The organism is Aureibaculum koreense (assembly GCF_034296135.1).
Lineage (GTDB): Bacteria > Bacteroidota > Bacteroidia > Flavobacteriales > Flavobacteriaceae > Aureibaculum.
Window position 1 is genome coordinate 30,764 of sequence record NZ_JAXKVV010000004.1, and the last position, 14,008, is coordinate 44,771.

Annotated in this window: 15 protein-coding genes; 9 read left to right on the forward strand and 6 right to left on the reverse strand. The window is 33.8% G+C overall.

The annotated features are described in order from the left end of the window. Window positions 1–90: 90 nt before the first annotated feature. The 3 genes from UMM65_RS05220 (at window position 91) to UMM65_RS05230 (ending at window position 1,753) form a co-directional block, all read left to right on the forward strand. Window positions 91–576, forward strand: coding sequence for a GyrI-like domain-containing protein (locus UMM65_RS05220; protein ID WP_321975429.1), 486 nt, complete (start codon window positions 91–93; stop codon window positions 574–576). Further along, on the forward strand, window positions 573–959 hold the full coding sequence (locus UMM65_RS05225; RefSeq protein ID WP_321975430.1) for a DUF2255 family protein: 387 nt from the start codon (window positions 573–575) through the stop codon (window positions 957–959). Before UMM65_RS05220 ends, UMM65_RS05225 begins: the two co-directional genes overlap by 4 nt. Before the next feature lie 155 nt (window positions 960–1,114). Continuing rightward, a complete protein-coding gene (locus tag UMM65_RS05230) occupies window positions 1,115–1,753 on the forward strand; it encodes a peroxiredoxin (RefSeq protein ID WP_321975431.1) in 639 nt (212 codons plus the stop codon). Window positions 1,754–1,789: 36 nt separating this feature from the next. Here the strand turns inward: UMM65_RS05230 and UMM65_RS05235 are convergent, their stop codons facing one another. Next, complete coding sequence (locus UMM65_RS05235; RefSeq protein WP_321975432.1) at window positions 1,790–2,746, reverse strand: endonuclease/exonuclease/phosphatase family protein; 957 nt, start codon at window positions 2,744–2,746, stop codon at window positions 1,790–1,792. A gap of 75 nt (window positions 2,747–2,821) precedes the next feature. Here UMM65_RS05235 and hflX point away from each other — a divergent pair, with 75 nt between their 5' ends. Next, entirely contained in the window at window positions 2,822–4,027 is a 1,206-nt protein-coding gene (gene hflX / locus UMM65_RS05240; RefSeq protein ID WP_321975433.1) for a GTPase HflX, read from the forward strand. 175 nt (window positions 4,028–4,202) lie between these two features. Here the strand turns inward: hflX and UMM65_RS05245 are convergent, their stop codons facing one another. From UMM65_RS05245 to UMM65_RS05265, 5 genes are all read right to left on the reverse strand, one after another. Then, a complete protein-coding gene (locus UMM65_RS05245) occupies window positions 4,203–5,276 on the reverse strand; it encodes a hemolysin family protein (RefSeq protein WP_321975434.1) in 1,074 nt (357 codons plus the stop codon). Between the two features lie 102 nt (window positions 5,277–5,378). Then, window positions 5,379–6,317, reverse strand: coding sequence for a DUF3078 domain-containing protein (locus UMM65_RS05250; RefSeq protein WP_321975435.1), 939 nt, complete (start codon window positions 6,315–6,317; stop codon window positions 5,379–5,381). Between the two features lie 86 nt (window positions 6,318–6,403). After that, window positions 6,404–6,913, reverse strand: coding sequence for a DUF2480 family protein (locus tag UMM65_RS05255; RefSeq protein ID WP_321975436.1), 510 nt, complete (start codon window positions 6,911–6,913; stop codon window positions 6,404–6,406). Next, window positions 6,913–7,233 (reverse strand): iron-sulfur cluster assembly protein, encoded by a 321-nt coding sequence (locus UMM65_RS05260; RefSeq protein ID WP_321975437.1) that lies wholly within the window; start codon window positions 7,231–7,233, stop codon window positions 6,913–6,915. Before UMM65_RS05260 ends, UMM65_RS05255 begins: the two co-directional genes overlap by 1 nt. Before the next feature lie 66 nt (window positions 7,234–7,299). Further along, window positions 7,300–7,749, reverse strand: a complete 450-nt coding sequence (locus UMM65_RS05265; RefSeq protein ID WP_321975438.1) for a SufE family protein — start codon at window positions 7,747–7,749, stop codon at window positions 7,300–7,302. A 179-nt stretch (window positions 7,750–7,928) separates the two neighbouring features. On the opposite strand from UMM65_RS05265, the gene UMM65_RS05270 reads away from it, so the two are divergent. The 5 genes from UMM65_RS05270 to UMM65_RS05290 all read left to right on the forward strand — a co-directional run bounded on the left by UMM65_RS05270 (window position 7,929) and on the right by UMM65_RS05290 (window position 13,936). Next, on the forward strand, window positions 7,929–8,855 hold the full coding sequence (locus UMM65_RS05270) for a PfkB family carbohydrate kinase (RefSeq protein ID WP_321975439.1): 927 nt from the start codon (window positions 7,929–7,931) through the stop codon (window positions 8,853–8,855). 45 nt (window positions 8,856–8,900) lie between these two features. Continuing rightward, complete coding sequence (locus UMM65_RS05275) at window positions 8,901–10,799, forward strand: amidophosphoribosyltransferase (RefSeq protein ID WP_321975440.1); 1,899 nt, start codon at window positions 8,901–8,903, stop codon at window positions 10,797–10,799. A gap of 171 nt (window positions 10,800–10,970) precedes the next feature. Further along, entirely contained in the window at window positions 10,971–11,456 is a 486-nt protein-coding gene (locus UMM65_RS05280) for a hypothetical protein (RefSeq protein WP_321975441.1), read from the forward strand. Window positions 11,457–11,590: 134 nt separating this feature from the next. Next, the gene (locus tag UMM65_RS05285) at window positions 11,591–12,505 is read left to right on the forward strand and encodes a hypothetical protein (RefSeq protein ID WP_321975442.1); all 915 of its coding nucleotides are present in this window, start codon (window positions 11,591–11,593) and stop codon (window positions 12,503–12,505) included. A 291-nt stretch (window positions 12,506–12,796) separates the two neighbouring features. Then, on the forward strand, window positions 12,797–13,936 hold the full coding sequence (locus tag UMM65_RS05290) for an ATP-binding protein (protein ID WP_321975443.1): 1,140 nt from the start codon (window positions 12,797–12,799) through the stop codon (window positions 13,934–13,936). Window positions 13,937–14,008 lie beyond the last annotated feature (72 nt).

Here is a 14,008-nt window from a genome sequence, read left to right on the forward strand (position 1 = left end):
CCCTTATTCTATTACAAAATAAATCATATTTTACCCTTATTCTGTTACAAAATTGCTATATTTTTACTCGAAATATATTCAGTATAGTCCATGCAAAAACCAAAAATAACAACCCTAAAAGAAAAAAAACTAAGCGGTATGGCAATTCAAACCTCTTTGTCAGAAAATAGAACCAAAGATTTATGGCAAAATTTTATCTCCATTTTACCGCATATCAGAGATAGAATAGGAACCGATTTTTATTCGGTGCAACAATATAGTGACCCGTTTGTTCCGAATGAATTTACACCGCTTACGGTATTTACCAAATGGGCAGCGGTTGAGGTCAGTGATTTTTCAGTCGTTCCAGAAAATGCAAAACTTATAATTCCTGCGGGTAAATATGCTGTTTTTATTTATAGAGGAACACCCGATGAATTTCATAAAATGGCATCTTACATTTATGGCGAATGGTTACCTAAATCAGAATATCAACTCGATAATCGTCCACATTTTGAGATAATGACCAAAGATTATAACCCAAACGATCCAAATTCAGAAGAAGAAGTTTGGATACCCATAAAACTAAAAACATGAATTTTCCTACAGATTTTTACAATTACCTCAATAATAGCACTTTAATAGAAATTAAAGGCGGTTTAGAACGAAAAACATTTTTAAGTATTTGGATGGTTACAGTAGGTACCAGAGTATTTGCAAGAAGCTGGAACAAAAGCGAAAAAAGTTGGTTTACCGAATTGTTAAAAACTGGTGTTGGACAGATTAAATATGGCAATAAAATTATTAATGTAAAAGGCAAAAAATTAAACACTAATGATGAGGTTAACTCATTAATTAATGATGCTTATCTAAAAAAATATACTCAAAAAGAAAATATAAAATACGCTGAAGGAATTACGCAACCTGAATATTCAGATTATACTATAGAATTATTTTATACTGATAATTTACTGATATAGAATTGGTATCTTTACTTCAGTCGTTTTCCTATTTAGCAAAATTCTGATAACTCGTAACTCACTACTTTATTTTTAACAGTTTTTTAATCAATAAACCTACTAGATTCATCATTAATCTACTAACTTTGTGGGATAATAAACTTAAAACGATAATTATGGCAACTTTACGACTTGGGGATACGGCTCCAAATTTTACCGCACAAAGTTCAATAGGCAAATTGAATTTATACGAATACCTAGGAGATAGTTGGGGAATATTATTTTCGCATCCGGCAGATTTCACTCCTGTTTGTACAACGGAACTGGGCACAACGGCAAAATATAAACCTGAATTTGACAAACGCAATGTAAAAATGATTGCATTAAGCGTAGATGGTGTCGATTCACATAAAGAGTGGATTAAAGACATTAACGAAACCCAACAAACCGAAGTTAATTTCCCGATTATAGCGGATGAGGACAGAAAAGTTTCGACCTTGTACGATATGATTCACCCTAAAGCGGACAGCAGTTTAACGGTACGTTCAGTATTTATAATTGCACCTGATAAAACCATTAAATTGATTTTGACCTATCCTGCTTCAACGGGCAGAAACTTTCAAGAGTTGCTTCGCGTAATCGATTCGTTACAGCTAACAGCGTATCATAAAGTGGCAACACCAGCTAATTGGAAACATGGTGAGGACGTGGTTGTAAGCCCTGCAATTAATACAGAAGATGCTAAAAAAATATTTACAAAAGGTGTTAAAGAAATAAAACCCTATTTGAGAATGACACCTCAACCAAATGTATAGTTTTTAAATTTTTATAAAAGAAAAAACCTCTTTTTGTTAAGAGGTTTTTTCAATTTCTAACATCACGTACACCGGAAAATGATCGCTATAGCCACCTTGAAACCATGGGCCAATATAAGTTCTAAAAGGTCTTCCTTTATGTTTACCCTTCCATTCTTTTAAATATTCAGGGTCAAAAATATGGGTATCTTTAATGTTAAAATTTCCACTGTTAATAAGGTTTTTACTTAAAATAATCTGGTCAAAAAGATGCCATTGCCTCCTGTAAGTCATCGAACCAAATCCCTTTGAAAAAAGGGATTCGTAGGGATTGTAAAAATCACCAGTAACCAAATGTTGCTTGATGCTTGTACTTGTTGGGTCATCATTAAAATCTCCCATAATAATTATATTGGGGTTTGGGCTTTCAAGCTTTATTTTTTCAATAGTACGGTGAATTAGTTCTGCCGCTTGTATTCTCTTATAATTTGTGTCACCATCCTCTCTTCGTGATGGCCAATGGTTTATAAAAAAGTAAATCAGTTTACCTTGTAGTTTCCCCTTTACCAATAAAATATCACGGGTTTGATCTCTAATGCCTTCAAAATTATCCACCAAAAGTGTAAGCGATTCAGCATTAATTAACTCGAAAATATGTGGTCTGTATAACAAAGCAACATCGACACCACGCTCATCGGGCGAATCAAAATGAACAATTTTGTAACCTTTATCTTTTAAATCGTCCTTGCTTAGCAAATCATTGATTACCTGTTTATTTTCAACCTCGGCAATACCGATAATAGCAGGCGAAAACCCAGTTTCTTTTTTGCCAATCTCTGCAATTACTCGGCTCAATAACTTTAATTTTCTATGGTATCTTTTCTTGTTCCACTTATTTTTGCCCGTGGGTGTGTAATCCCTATCCAAAACTTTATCGGTATTGGTAATATCGAATAGGTTTTCCAAATTATAAAAAGCAATGGTGTATAAATTGTGGTTTTTGGTTTCGATCAAAATGAGGATTTAATCATTCGAAATTACAACAAAAAATAATATTTTTAAGTTCAGTATTCTTTATACATTTGCAATATGATTGAAGAAAAGAGTTTAGAGCTTGAAAAAGCAGTACTTATCGGTATTATAAATCAGGAACAGGATGCTGAAAAGTCAGAAGAATATTTGGATGAACTTGAATTTCTAACTTTTACAGCTGGTGGTGAAGCCGTAAAACGTTTTACCCAAAAAGTTGATGTTCCAAATCCTAAAACTTTTATTGGTTCGGGTAAAATGGATGAGGTCAAAAGCTATGTGGAAGCTAATGATATTGGTGCGGTGATTTTTGATGATGAGCTTTCTGCAGCCCAGCAAAGGAATATCGAAAAAATACTAAAATGCAAAATATTAGATAGAACAGGGTTAATCCTTGATATTTTTGCCCAACGTGCCCAAACCAGTTATGCCAGAACGCAAGTAGAATTGGCTCAATACGAGTATTTATTGCCCCGTTTAACGGGATTATGGACACACCTTGAAAGACAACGTGGTGGTATTGGTATGCGTGGCCCTGGTGAAACCGAGATTGAAACGGATAGAAGGATTGTGCGTGATCGAATTTCTTTATTAAAGAAAAAGTTGGTCACAATTGATAAGCAAATGGCAGTACAACGAGGCAACCGTGGTAAACTGGTAAGGGTTGCCTTAGTTGGTTATACCAACGTGGGTAAATCCACTTTAATGAATGTAATCAGTAAAAGCGATGTTTTTGCGGAAAATAAGCTATTTGCTACATTAGATACTACGGTTAGAAAAGTGGTGATTAAAAATATTCCTTTTCTAATGACGGATACTGTAGGTTTTATTAGAAAACTACCCACGCAATTGGTAGAATCGTTTAAATCTACCTTAGATGAGGTGCGTGAAGCTGATTTGTTACTGCACGTAGTTGATATTTCCCACCCTAATTTTGAAGAACATATTGAATCTGTAAATAAAATTTTAGATGAAATAGAAAGTTCCGATAAACCTACTTTGATGGTTTTTAACAAAATTGATAATTATACCTACGAAACCATTGACGATGACGATTTGGTCACCGAAAAAACGAAGGAACACTATACTTTGGACGATTGGAAAAAAACATGGATGTCAAAGTTGGACGAAAATTGTATCTTTATTTCTGCCCTAAACAAAGAGAATATTGATGACTTTAAGGAAAAAGTTTTTGAAGCAGTAAAGAAAATACATATTGCCCGTTTTCCTTATAATGATTTCTTGTATCAGGAGTATGAGCAATAAATGTCCCATAGGGACAGAACATTGGTAGCAGAAAAAAATTGTTGTTGTGCAAAATTGTGCCGTAGGTACAACACCTTGTAAAGCATATTAAGTTTCGTACCTACGGCACGATATTATCGTTTTATTTAATAATATTCTACCTAATATTTTATCCCTAAGGGATAAATATTCGAAATTAAAATTCACTATCCTCTTCAATAATCCCTAAGCGTTGAGCTCTTTTTCTCCAGTTTTTACGGGCAAGTTGTTGCATATCTGAATCGGTATCACTTTCATCCATTATTTCCAATCCGAGTAGCGTTTCAATAACATCTTCCATGGTTACCAAACCACTTACGGAACCATATTCATCAACCACCAACGCCATATGATTTCTGTTTTCCACTAACTGTTCGAACAATTGTGGAATAGGCATGTTTCTATCTACAACAATTATATCTCTTTTAATCTCGGATAGTTTTTTACTTCCGTTTTCAAGTGCCATTTCCCTAAATACCTCGTCTTTTAAAACCAATCCGGTAATATTATCCGCTTTGCCTGTATAAACCGGTATTCTAGAAAAACGCAGGTTAGGGTTTTCCGTGAAAAATTGCTCAATGGTTCTATCCTCATTAAAGGTAATCATAACCGTTCTTGGGGTCATAATGTTTTTTGCCAATACCTCGTTAAACGTTATTAAATTTTTAATGACCTTGCTTTCAGATGCTTCAAAAACACCTTCTTCTTCGGCAATATCTGCCATGGCATGAAAATCTTCACGACTTAAAATACTACCATGATGTCCTTTACCACCTACCATTCTGGTAAATAACTGAAGTATCCATAAAATACCGGTATATTTTAGAAGAACAACCATTATTTTTAGGGTCTTGGCCGTAAAATTTGCCAATTGTTTCCAATAGGTTGCACCGATGGTTTTCGGAATGATTTCCGAGAGTACCAAAATTAAAAACGTCATCACGGCAGAAACGATTCCCACCATGTTATTACCCGATCCAAATGCTTTTTCTGCTTGTACGCCCACTAAAATGGCTCCAACGGTATGGGCAACGGTATTTAAAGTTAGTATGGCAATCAAAGGTTTGTCAACATCTTTCTTCAAGGTTTCCAAAGTGGCTGCATACGCCTTTCCTTCTTTAAGTTTTACATTGATAAACGTCGGTGTAATACTCAACAGTACCGCCTCTAAAATGGAACATAAAAATGAAAAAAAGATAGAAACTACAGCGTAAAGTATTAGTAAGGTCATTTGACTTATAATTTATTGCTAAAATAACGAATATTTAAATGTAATAAAAAAAGCACTCTCATGACCTGCAAGAGAGTGCTTTATAAAATTTATCAAATTGTACTAGAAAGAATAGTTCAATCCTAACATCCAATAGGTTTGTAATTTGTTGTCAACGGTATCAAAAGTAGCATTTGGATCGTAACCTGGAATGTTATCTCTGGTGGTTATCGCATTCAATGCCTCTTGTTTGTTTTTTCTTAAGCCTACGTCAAATCCAACACCTATTTTCTTCCAAAGTGTGTAACCGAAAGAGTTGGTCCACGTCCAGTTAGAAAAGTCTGAACTTTTATAACTTTGAAATGCCGATAGGTTAGTTTTAAAGCTAATGTCACCCAATTGCTTAGTATAATCAACAACTATTTTTGCACCTAAAGAAGATTCAAAAACGCTTTCGCCTTTACTAAATACAAAATTATAGTTTAATGGGTGTACTACCACAACCATATCGGTAATTGGTGTCCATGTTGCACCAACACCCAGGTCTAAATAACCGGGATCGTTAAAGTTGCTTAAAATTGTTGTTCTGTATTCTCCCAAAGCAGAAATAGCAAACTTAGGGCTCAATTTATAACCATATAAAGAGGTTAAACTGAATACATCATTAGCTTCTTCAAACTTTTTGCTATCATCAGGATTATCCTTGTCGTCCAACTTTACCCAAGAAAGGTTTACGTTTCCTGAATTTCTCCAGAAAAATTTTGGTTGGTCTAAGTTGGCAAAAGCATTTACGGTAAATCCGATATTACCGTTTGATGAATTTGCAGCCGCTTTAGAATACCAGTTGTTAAAGTCAGAAAAACTACCTCCTATAGTACCAAAAGCACCTTTTTTCCAACCTGGAAAAGCATCGATTTGACCTTGAAGAGCGTCAACTCTTGCTTGGATGGCAGCTACAGAATCCTTTTTTGCTGCTTGTTCAGCTTTTAATTCTTCGCGTGTTTGTGCAAAAGTGCTTGTTATTGCAAACATTGCCACTAATGCAAATACAATTTTTCTCATGATTTTAATTTTTAGTTTTTTATTTTGAGCGGCAAAAATACACAATTTTCTATATCTGCTTTAAAAAATGTCATTAATAATGGGATTTATCCTTGCCTTTTAAAAAGCGGAACAGTAGAACAAGCCTCGCCAAACATAATGGATTTGGCTAAAGGCAATAATTTTTCAACCAATTGTACCGAAGCGGTTTCTGGTATAGGTTTTTCAGCACAACCCTTAATTATAATGGGTTTGTCTTTATACTCTGAAATATCTAAATTATTTATAATATCCTGAAAAATAGTGGTTTCGAGCAATTCCAAATTGCCAACTACCACTTTTTTGGTAAAAGGACTTAAATGCGTGGTAATTAACAAATATGCCCAAGAGGGAATAATAGCGTCCGTTTTACAGGTTAAGGCGACAAAAGTGTTTTTATATTGAGACCAATTGTGGTTTAATACGTTATCTCTAAAATCTTTTTCGCGTAAAATAAGACCTTCATATAACCAATCGGAAATATCGAAGAGAATTCTTTCCCCTTCGGGATAGAAATCTTCCAAGTCAATAGTAATCAGTTTACTATTGGCAATTCTATTTACAATTTCTTCTGCCATTATAAAAATCCTAACTCTAATCTTGCTTCTTCGCTCATCATATCTTGTGTCCAGGTTGGATCAAAAGTAATTTCAACTTCAGCATCTTTAACCTCTTCCAATACTTTTACTTTTTCTTCAACTTCAACAGGCAAGGTTTCTGCAACGGGGCAATTGGGTGAAGTCAAAGTCATTAATATTTTAACCTCCCTATTTTCATTTACAAAAACATCATAAATCAATCCCAGTTCATATATATCTACTGGAATTTCAGGATCGTAAATTGTCTTCAAAACCGTAACTACTTTATCTCCTATTTCTTGAACTTCTGTTTCTGTCATAATTCATAAATTTATAAACACAAAGATACTGGTTTTTAGATTCATTCTAAAAAATACTATCATGTACTAAGCCCTCCCTTGTTGGGAGGGTTGGGAGGGGCTTTTAGCTTGATACGCCATGGCATACAATTTCAATTGTTTAATCATAGAAACCAAACCATTTGCCCTAGTGGGCGAAAGATGTTCTTTCAGGCCGATTTTATCAATAAAATAAGTATCTGCATTTAAAATTTCTTGTGGTGAATGGTTAGAAAACACACGTAGCAACAAGGCAATAATCCCTTTGGTTAAAATGGCATCGCTATCTGCGGTATATACAATTTTATCGTCTTTTATCTCGGCATTTAACCAAACTTTAGACTGACACCCTTTTATAATATTATCTTCCGTTTTATATCGCTCATCAATCAATGGAATAGATTTGCCCAATTCTATAATATATTCGTAACGCTCCATCCAGTCATCAAACATAGAAAATTCATCAATAATTTCTTCTTGTATTTCTTTTATAGTCATTTTTAAAAGTTATTTTTGCAAAGATACGGAAAAGTCCGTAGCCGAGATACCGAAGACCGTAGTAAAAAAGGTACGTGGTTGGAGGTACAAGGTATAAAAACCCTTGAATTTTAAACCTTAAAGTGTCGTTATTTGAGTAAAATACCACCGACTAACGACCAAAGATCAATAGACAAAAAATGAGCAAACTTTTAATTGTAGGTACGGTAGCTTTTGATAAAATTGAAACACCATTTGGTAAAACCGATAAAATTTTAGGCGGTGCGGCAACGTTTATCGGACTATCGGCATCTCAATTTAATGTAGATTCAGGTATTGTTTCAATCGTAGGTGATGATTTCCCACAAGGGTATTTAGACTTGCTAAAAAGCAAAAATATAGACACCACTGGAATTGAAATCGTTAAAGGTGGTAAAACATTCTTTTGGAGCGGTAAATATCATAATGATATGAATACCCGTGATACTTTAGTTACAGAACTCAACACATTGGCCGATTTTAACCCGATTGTCCCCGAAAATTTTAAGGATACCGATTTTTTAATGTTGGGTAATTTACACCCTTCGGTACAAATGGCTGTAATTAAACAGATACCAAACCGACCAAAGCTAACAGTACTAGATACCATGAACTTTTGGATGGACAACGCTTGGGACGAACTGATAGAAGTCATTAAAAAAATTGACGTAATTACCATAAACGATGAGGAAGCAAGACAATTAAGTGGGGAATATTCTTTGGTTAAAGCGGCACAAAAAATTTCAACTATGGGGCCAAAATATGTTGTTATAAAGAAGGGGGAGCATGGAGCATTGTTATTTCATAAGGAAAACATCTTTTTTGCCCCAGCATTACCCTTGGAAGAAGTTTTTGACCCAACGGGTGCAGGTGATACGTTTGCAGGAGGTTTTATAGGTTATTTAGCACAAACGAGAGATATTTCATTCGAAAATATGAAAAATGCCATAATATACGGATCTAACATGGCTTCGTTTTCGGTGGAAAAATTTGGAACACGACGTATGGAAGATTTAACCAAAGACGAAATTCAAAATAGATTGAAAAGGTTTAAAGAACTAACACAATTTGAAATAGAATTAACTTAATTGTATTCCGCATTTTTATGCGGATTTTTTATTAAATACCAAATAATGAGTGACGCCATTAAACACGAATGTGGAATAGCATTAGTAAGATTATTAAAACCATTGTCTTACTACCAAAAAAAATACGGTACTTCTTTTTACGCCATTAACAAAATGTACTTATTGATGGAAAAACAGCACAATCGTGGTCAAGACGGTGCTGGTTTTGCAAGTGTAAAATTTGATGTTGAACCCGGTACTCGCTTTATGAGCCGCGTTCGTTCAAATGAAACGTCACCAATTCAGGATATTTTTGCCCAAATCAATAATCGTTTAAATGCAGAGCTTGAAAAAAATCCATCCAAGAAGAACGATGTGCAATGGCAAATAGAAAATATACCTTACGTTGGTAATGTCTTTTTAGGTCATGTGCGTTATGGAACTTTTGGCAGAAACAGTATTGAGAGTGTCCACCCTTTTTTACGTCAAAATAACTGGAAACATAAAAACCTGATTGTTGCGGGTAATTTTAATATGACCAATTCCAATGAATTGCTCGAAGAATTGATAGAACTCGGTCAGCATCCCAAAGAAAATACCGATACTGTTACAGTAATGGAAAAAATCGGTCATTTTTTAGATGACGAAGTGGGTAAACTTTACCAACAATGTAAAGAGAAAAACATTTCAAAAAGAGAAGCTTCTTTAGTAATTGAAGAAGAACTCGACATAAAAAAAATATTACAAAGAGCCTCTAAAAACTGGGATGGCGGTTATGCCATGGTAGGTTTATTAGGCCATGGCGATGCTTTTGTGTTAAGAGATCCGTCAGGAATCAGACCGGCATATTACTATAAAGATGACGAGGTAGTTGTAGTAGCTTCAGAACGACCCGTTATACAGACCGCATTTAATGTTTCGTTTGATGATGTTAAAGAGTTGGAGCGGGCACATGCCTTAATAATCAAGAAAAATGGCAAGGTCTCAGTTGAGCAGGTTTTAGAACAACGTGAAAAAAAGTCTTGCTCTTTTGAGCGTATATATTTTTCAAGAGGTAGTGATGCCGAAATTTATAATGAACGTAAGAATTTAGGTAAACTTATCTTTCCTACAATATTAAAAAATATTGATAGTGACATAAATAATACGGTATTTTCGTACATACCAAATACGGCTGAAACTTCATTTTTTGGAATATCAGAAGCAGCAGAAGACTATTTAAATAAATTTAAATTAAAACGAATTTTAGAAGGGCAACGCAATTTATCCTTAAGGAAAGTAACGGAAATTTTATCGGAAAGGCCGCGTATTGAAAAAATTGCCATAAAAGATGCCAAATTACGGACATTTATTGCCGATGACAATAGCAGAGACGATTTGGTAGCACACGTTTACGATATTACATATGGTGTTGTTAAACCAACGGATAATCTGGTAATTATTGATGACAGCATTGTACGAGGTACTACGCTAAAAAAGAGCATCATTAAAATTTTGGATAGGTTAAACCCTAAAAAAATAGTAATTGTTTCTTCAGCTCCTCAAATTAGGTATCCCGATTGTTATGGTATTGATATGGCCAAACTAGAAGAATTTATTGCTTTTAAAGCCACAATTGAGTTACTTAAAGAAACGAATCAATATCATTTAGTAGAAGAAGTTTATAAAAAATGTAAACATCAAGATGAGTTGAAAGACGACGAGATTGAAAATTATGTAAAAGAAATTTACAATCCGTTTACGGTAGAACAAGTTTCCGATAAAGTGGCTCAAATGCTAAAAACTAAAAGTATTAATGCTGACATAAAAGTTATTTTTCAACCCTTGGAAAACCTTCACAAAGCTTGTCCTAAAAATGCAGGTGATTGGTATTTTAGTGGTGATTATCCTACAATTGGAGGCACAAAAGTAGTCAATAGAGCCTTTATAAACTTTTTTGAAGGAAATAATAAGAGAGCTTATTAGTTCAGAGTTTTGAGTTCAGAGTTAAAATTTCGGCGAAAACTGCAGGACAATAACGAGAATCAGAAAAACCGTGTTAAATTTTGATTGTTTCAAAACCTAAATACTCATGTCAAACATCTCAAATCTATTATTTGGCATCCAAATTGCAATTCTTTTTCTAAAAAGTAAATTATGAAGATTCCTGTAACACTATTATCAAGTATTTTAATACTAAGTCTATTTACAAATTGTGCTAGCGGTCAGTTTGATAAAAAACCTCCATTTACAATTACGAAAGCCCAACAACAAGAATGGGTTGGAGGTAAGCCGGGTTCTAAAGGAACAATGGTTACCATAGAGTTTGCTGAAAAAATTGACGATAATATCCAGTTTGATTCTATCTACTATAATAACAAATTCGTTAATATAAGTGTAGATTCATCCGATGAAAAAACTGTTATATCCGGTAAGTTCAACTCGTCCGATGTTACGGATAAAATGATAATTTTAGATAAGGATCCGAAAAAAGAATTTGGTAACAAGCCACCATCACTAGATAAAAAATCACCTTTCGAATTATCTAAAAACGAATGTGTTATTAGCTATACCATTAATAACAAAAAACGTTATTTTAAGTTAGATACCCTTCAAAAAGGGAAGATGATAATCTATCCATAAACTAAAAAAATATTCCCCATCGGGGTTACCCATTTACCTCTCCTTGGGAGAGGTCGGAAATACACTTTTGTATTTCCGGGTGAGGTTTTGGCACAACTTTTGGAATATCCTAAGTGAATTTAAAATTTACGCTTATGAAAGCTTTAAAATTACTTAGCATATTATTTCTAACTACAGCACTCTTCACTTCCTGTGTGGTGCACGATGACCCTTATGACGATTCCATTTCGTTGGAGCAGTTGGTAACATCATATGATTTATGGTATATAGATTATAATAGAACCACTGGTAGCGTTGATATACCTTTTTTGTCAAAAGCTTTCACAATATCTTTTCAAAACGGAAATTTAATAGCTAATAACAATATGGTTGGTTTAGGAAGTGTTGGTAATGGTTATGGTGATCAAATTGGATATTACGAAACTATTAACGGTGTATTGGAAATTGATCATAACGAAGATGGTTTTATTGATTTAGAAGTGATACAACTGGCCGGAGATGAAATTAAAATAAGAGATAGCTACACGAATACATCTTATTATTTAATTGGATACCAAAAAAGTAATTTTGACTATGACTTTGTTTTTTATGACAACATAGAATACTTTTTACAGGAGTACGTAGCTTGGGAAAAAACCGCAACTAGTCAGCAAGGTGCTGTAAACGAGTTTGATAATGAGAATTTCTTACAATTTACACCCGAACAAACAACCACTTTTAGGTCTTCTCAAGATGACTTTGGCACGAATGTTGAATATATTAATTGGGATTATGTAGGAGGTTATGAGGTCTTTGATGTTGAGGGTTATGACGATCTAAAAATTTTAACATTAGATTATGATTCGTCGGACAATGAAGAATTTGAATTAAGCGTTATTAATGATGGTGAAATAGATTTGTATCATATAGCTTCCGAAACTATATATACATTTAAAGGAAGAACCAATATTGTCTTTAAAAATGCTAAAGCAAAAGGACAAATCCCCGAAACAAGAAAGCGATTTAAAACAAATCGCAAAACAAAAAAGAGAAATATAAAAAAGAAATAATAATCCTCTTTCACTAAAAAGCTACAGAGGACACAGTATAAAGATAAGGTTTGGTTAGTTGATTTTGGTTGATTAAGTTCAACCATCCCCGCCCCGATTACTCGGGGCGGTTTTTTTATGTCTAGATTTTAGATGTGAGACGTGAGATGATTTCACATTTATACCTCAAATTATTTTTTTAACTTTAAGGTCTAAAAAATGTATTTTTTTTTGTCTTAATTCTTAAGTCTACTTGTCTAAAATCACAAGCCTGCCTGTCGGCAGACGGGTCTAAGGTCTCATATCTAAACAATGCTCAACAAACGTCTTTTAATCAAAAACCTACTCGCTTATAATGACGAGAATAGTTTTTATGATAAAAAAATACAATTAAACTTAGGCTCAAAAGAAGGAAAAGCCAAGTTTTTAAAGCATGTTTGTGCCTTGTCCAATTCCAATCCACAAAATAATTCGTACATAGTGATTGGTATTGAAGATGAGAGCAATAAAATTATTGGTGTAGATTTTTATGACGACAGTAAAATTCAAAACCTAGTTAACGCCTATTTTAACAATCCGCCCAAAATACAATATGAGAATATAGCTTTTCCGAAATTGCCCCGTCATAAAGTTGTGGGTTTGGTAACCATTAATCCCTTAAAAAAAATTACTTCACTTAAAAAAGGCATTTGGAAATATTCCAAAAAAAGTATTTTTCTGAGGCAAGGAAGCAATTCCATCGCTGTAAAAGAAGTAGCATTAAAAAATACGAATAAAGCCATTGTTGAGGCTATTGAAAAAAATGCTACCAACAACATAAAATTAACTTTAGACGGTGTTTTTGATTTTATAAACGACCATCAACAGGAGTTAAATCCTGCTTATATTGTTTTTAAAGATCATTTTGTGTTGTGCTGGGCGGGCATTAAAAAAGAGTTAGAGGGCAAAACACTTTATTCTAGAGTTGACATTGAACTAGTAAATGAACAAATTAGGTTGTTTTATTCTGCGTTTGACGAGGTGGAAATTGATTATAACAAACAATCATTTATTATTACGGAATATATCCAATTGGGCTTTGAAAATGACCAAACTTATTATCCGTTAGAAAAAACGATCATAAACTTTAAAGAAAACGGCACTTACGATATTGCCAGTGAAATCCTTTTTAATCCTCCAACCTTTGATTCTGTAGTTTTAAGGCATATATACAATAATAACAACGCCATTTTAGAAAAATTAGAAAAAGGCATTCCTTTATCGAAAAACAACAAAGTAGATTTAGAACAAATACCTACTACCTACTTAATATGCTCCTTAAACGGATTTAAAGATGCTAAGGACAGGTTGGAGTTGGCAAGGTCCTATTTACGAAGATTGCCAGACAAAACCGCTTATATAAAATTAAAGGATGCCTTAAGGGTTTTACGTAAGTTAAGGTATAGTCAGTAGAATTGGGCTGAATGTTCGCAATTAAAATCAATGTCACCCTGAGCTTGTTCAGGGTCACATTCTATAATACCG

Excerpts from the sequence above, each read along its gene's own strand:
- UMM65_RS05220 (WP_321975429.1), top strand. The coding sequence starts at position 91 with ATGCAAAAACCAAAAATAACAACCCTAAAAGAAAAAAAACTAAGCGGT.
- UMM65_RS05265 (WP_321975438.1), bottom strand. The coding sequence starts at position 7,749 with ATGACTATAAAAGAAATACAAGAAGAAATTATTGATGAATTTTCTATG.
- UMM65_RS05225 (WP_321975430.1), top strand. The coding sequence starts at position 573 with ATGAATTTTCCTACAGATTTTTACAATTACCTCAATAATAGCACTTTA.
- UMM65_RS05270 (WP_321975439.1), top strand. The coding sequence starts at position 7,929 with ATGAGCAAACTTTTAATTGTAGGTACGGTAGCTTTTGATAAAATTGAA.
- UMM65_RS05280 (WP_321975441.1), top strand. The coding sequence starts at position 10,971 with ATGAAGATTCCTGTAACACTATTATCAAGTATTTTAATACTAAGTCTA.
- hflX (WP_321975433.1), top strand. The coding sequence starts at position 2,822 with ATGATTGAAGAAAAGAGTTTAGAGCTTGAAAAAGCAGTACTTATCGGT.
- UMM65_RS05290 (WP_321975443.1), top strand. The coding sequence starts at position 12,797 with ATGCTCAACAAACGTCTTTTAATCAAAAACCTACTCGCTTATAATGAC.
- UMM65_RS05255 (WP_321975436.1), bottom strand. The coding sequence starts at position 6,913 with ATGGCAGAAGAAATTGTAAATAGAATTGCCAATAGTAAACTGATTACT.
- UMM65_RS05285 (WP_321975442.1), top strand. The coding sequence starts at position 11,591 with ATGAAAGCTTTAAAATTACTTAGCATATTATTTCTAACTACAGCACTC.
- UMM65_RS05275 (WP_321975440.1), top strand. The coding sequence starts at position 8,901 with ATGAGTGACGCCATTAAACACGAATGTGGAATAGCATTAGTAAGATTA.
- UMM65_RS05245 (WP_321975434.1), bottom strand. The coding sequence starts at position 5,276 with ATGACCTTACTAATACTTTACGCTGTAGTTTCTATCTTTTTTTCATTT.
- UMM65_RS05230 (WP_321975431.1), top strand. The coding sequence starts at position 1,115 with ATGGCAACTTTACGACTTGGGGATACGGCTCCAAATTTTACCGCACAA.
- UMM65_RS05250 (WP_321975435.1), bottom strand. The coding sequence starts at position 6,317 with ATGAGAAAAATTGTATTTGCATTAGTGGCAATGTTTGCAATAACAAGC.
- UMM65_RS05260 (WP_321975437.1), bottom strand. The coding sequence starts at position 7,233 with ATGACAGAAACAGAAGTTCAAGAAATAGGAGATAAAGTAGTTACGGTT.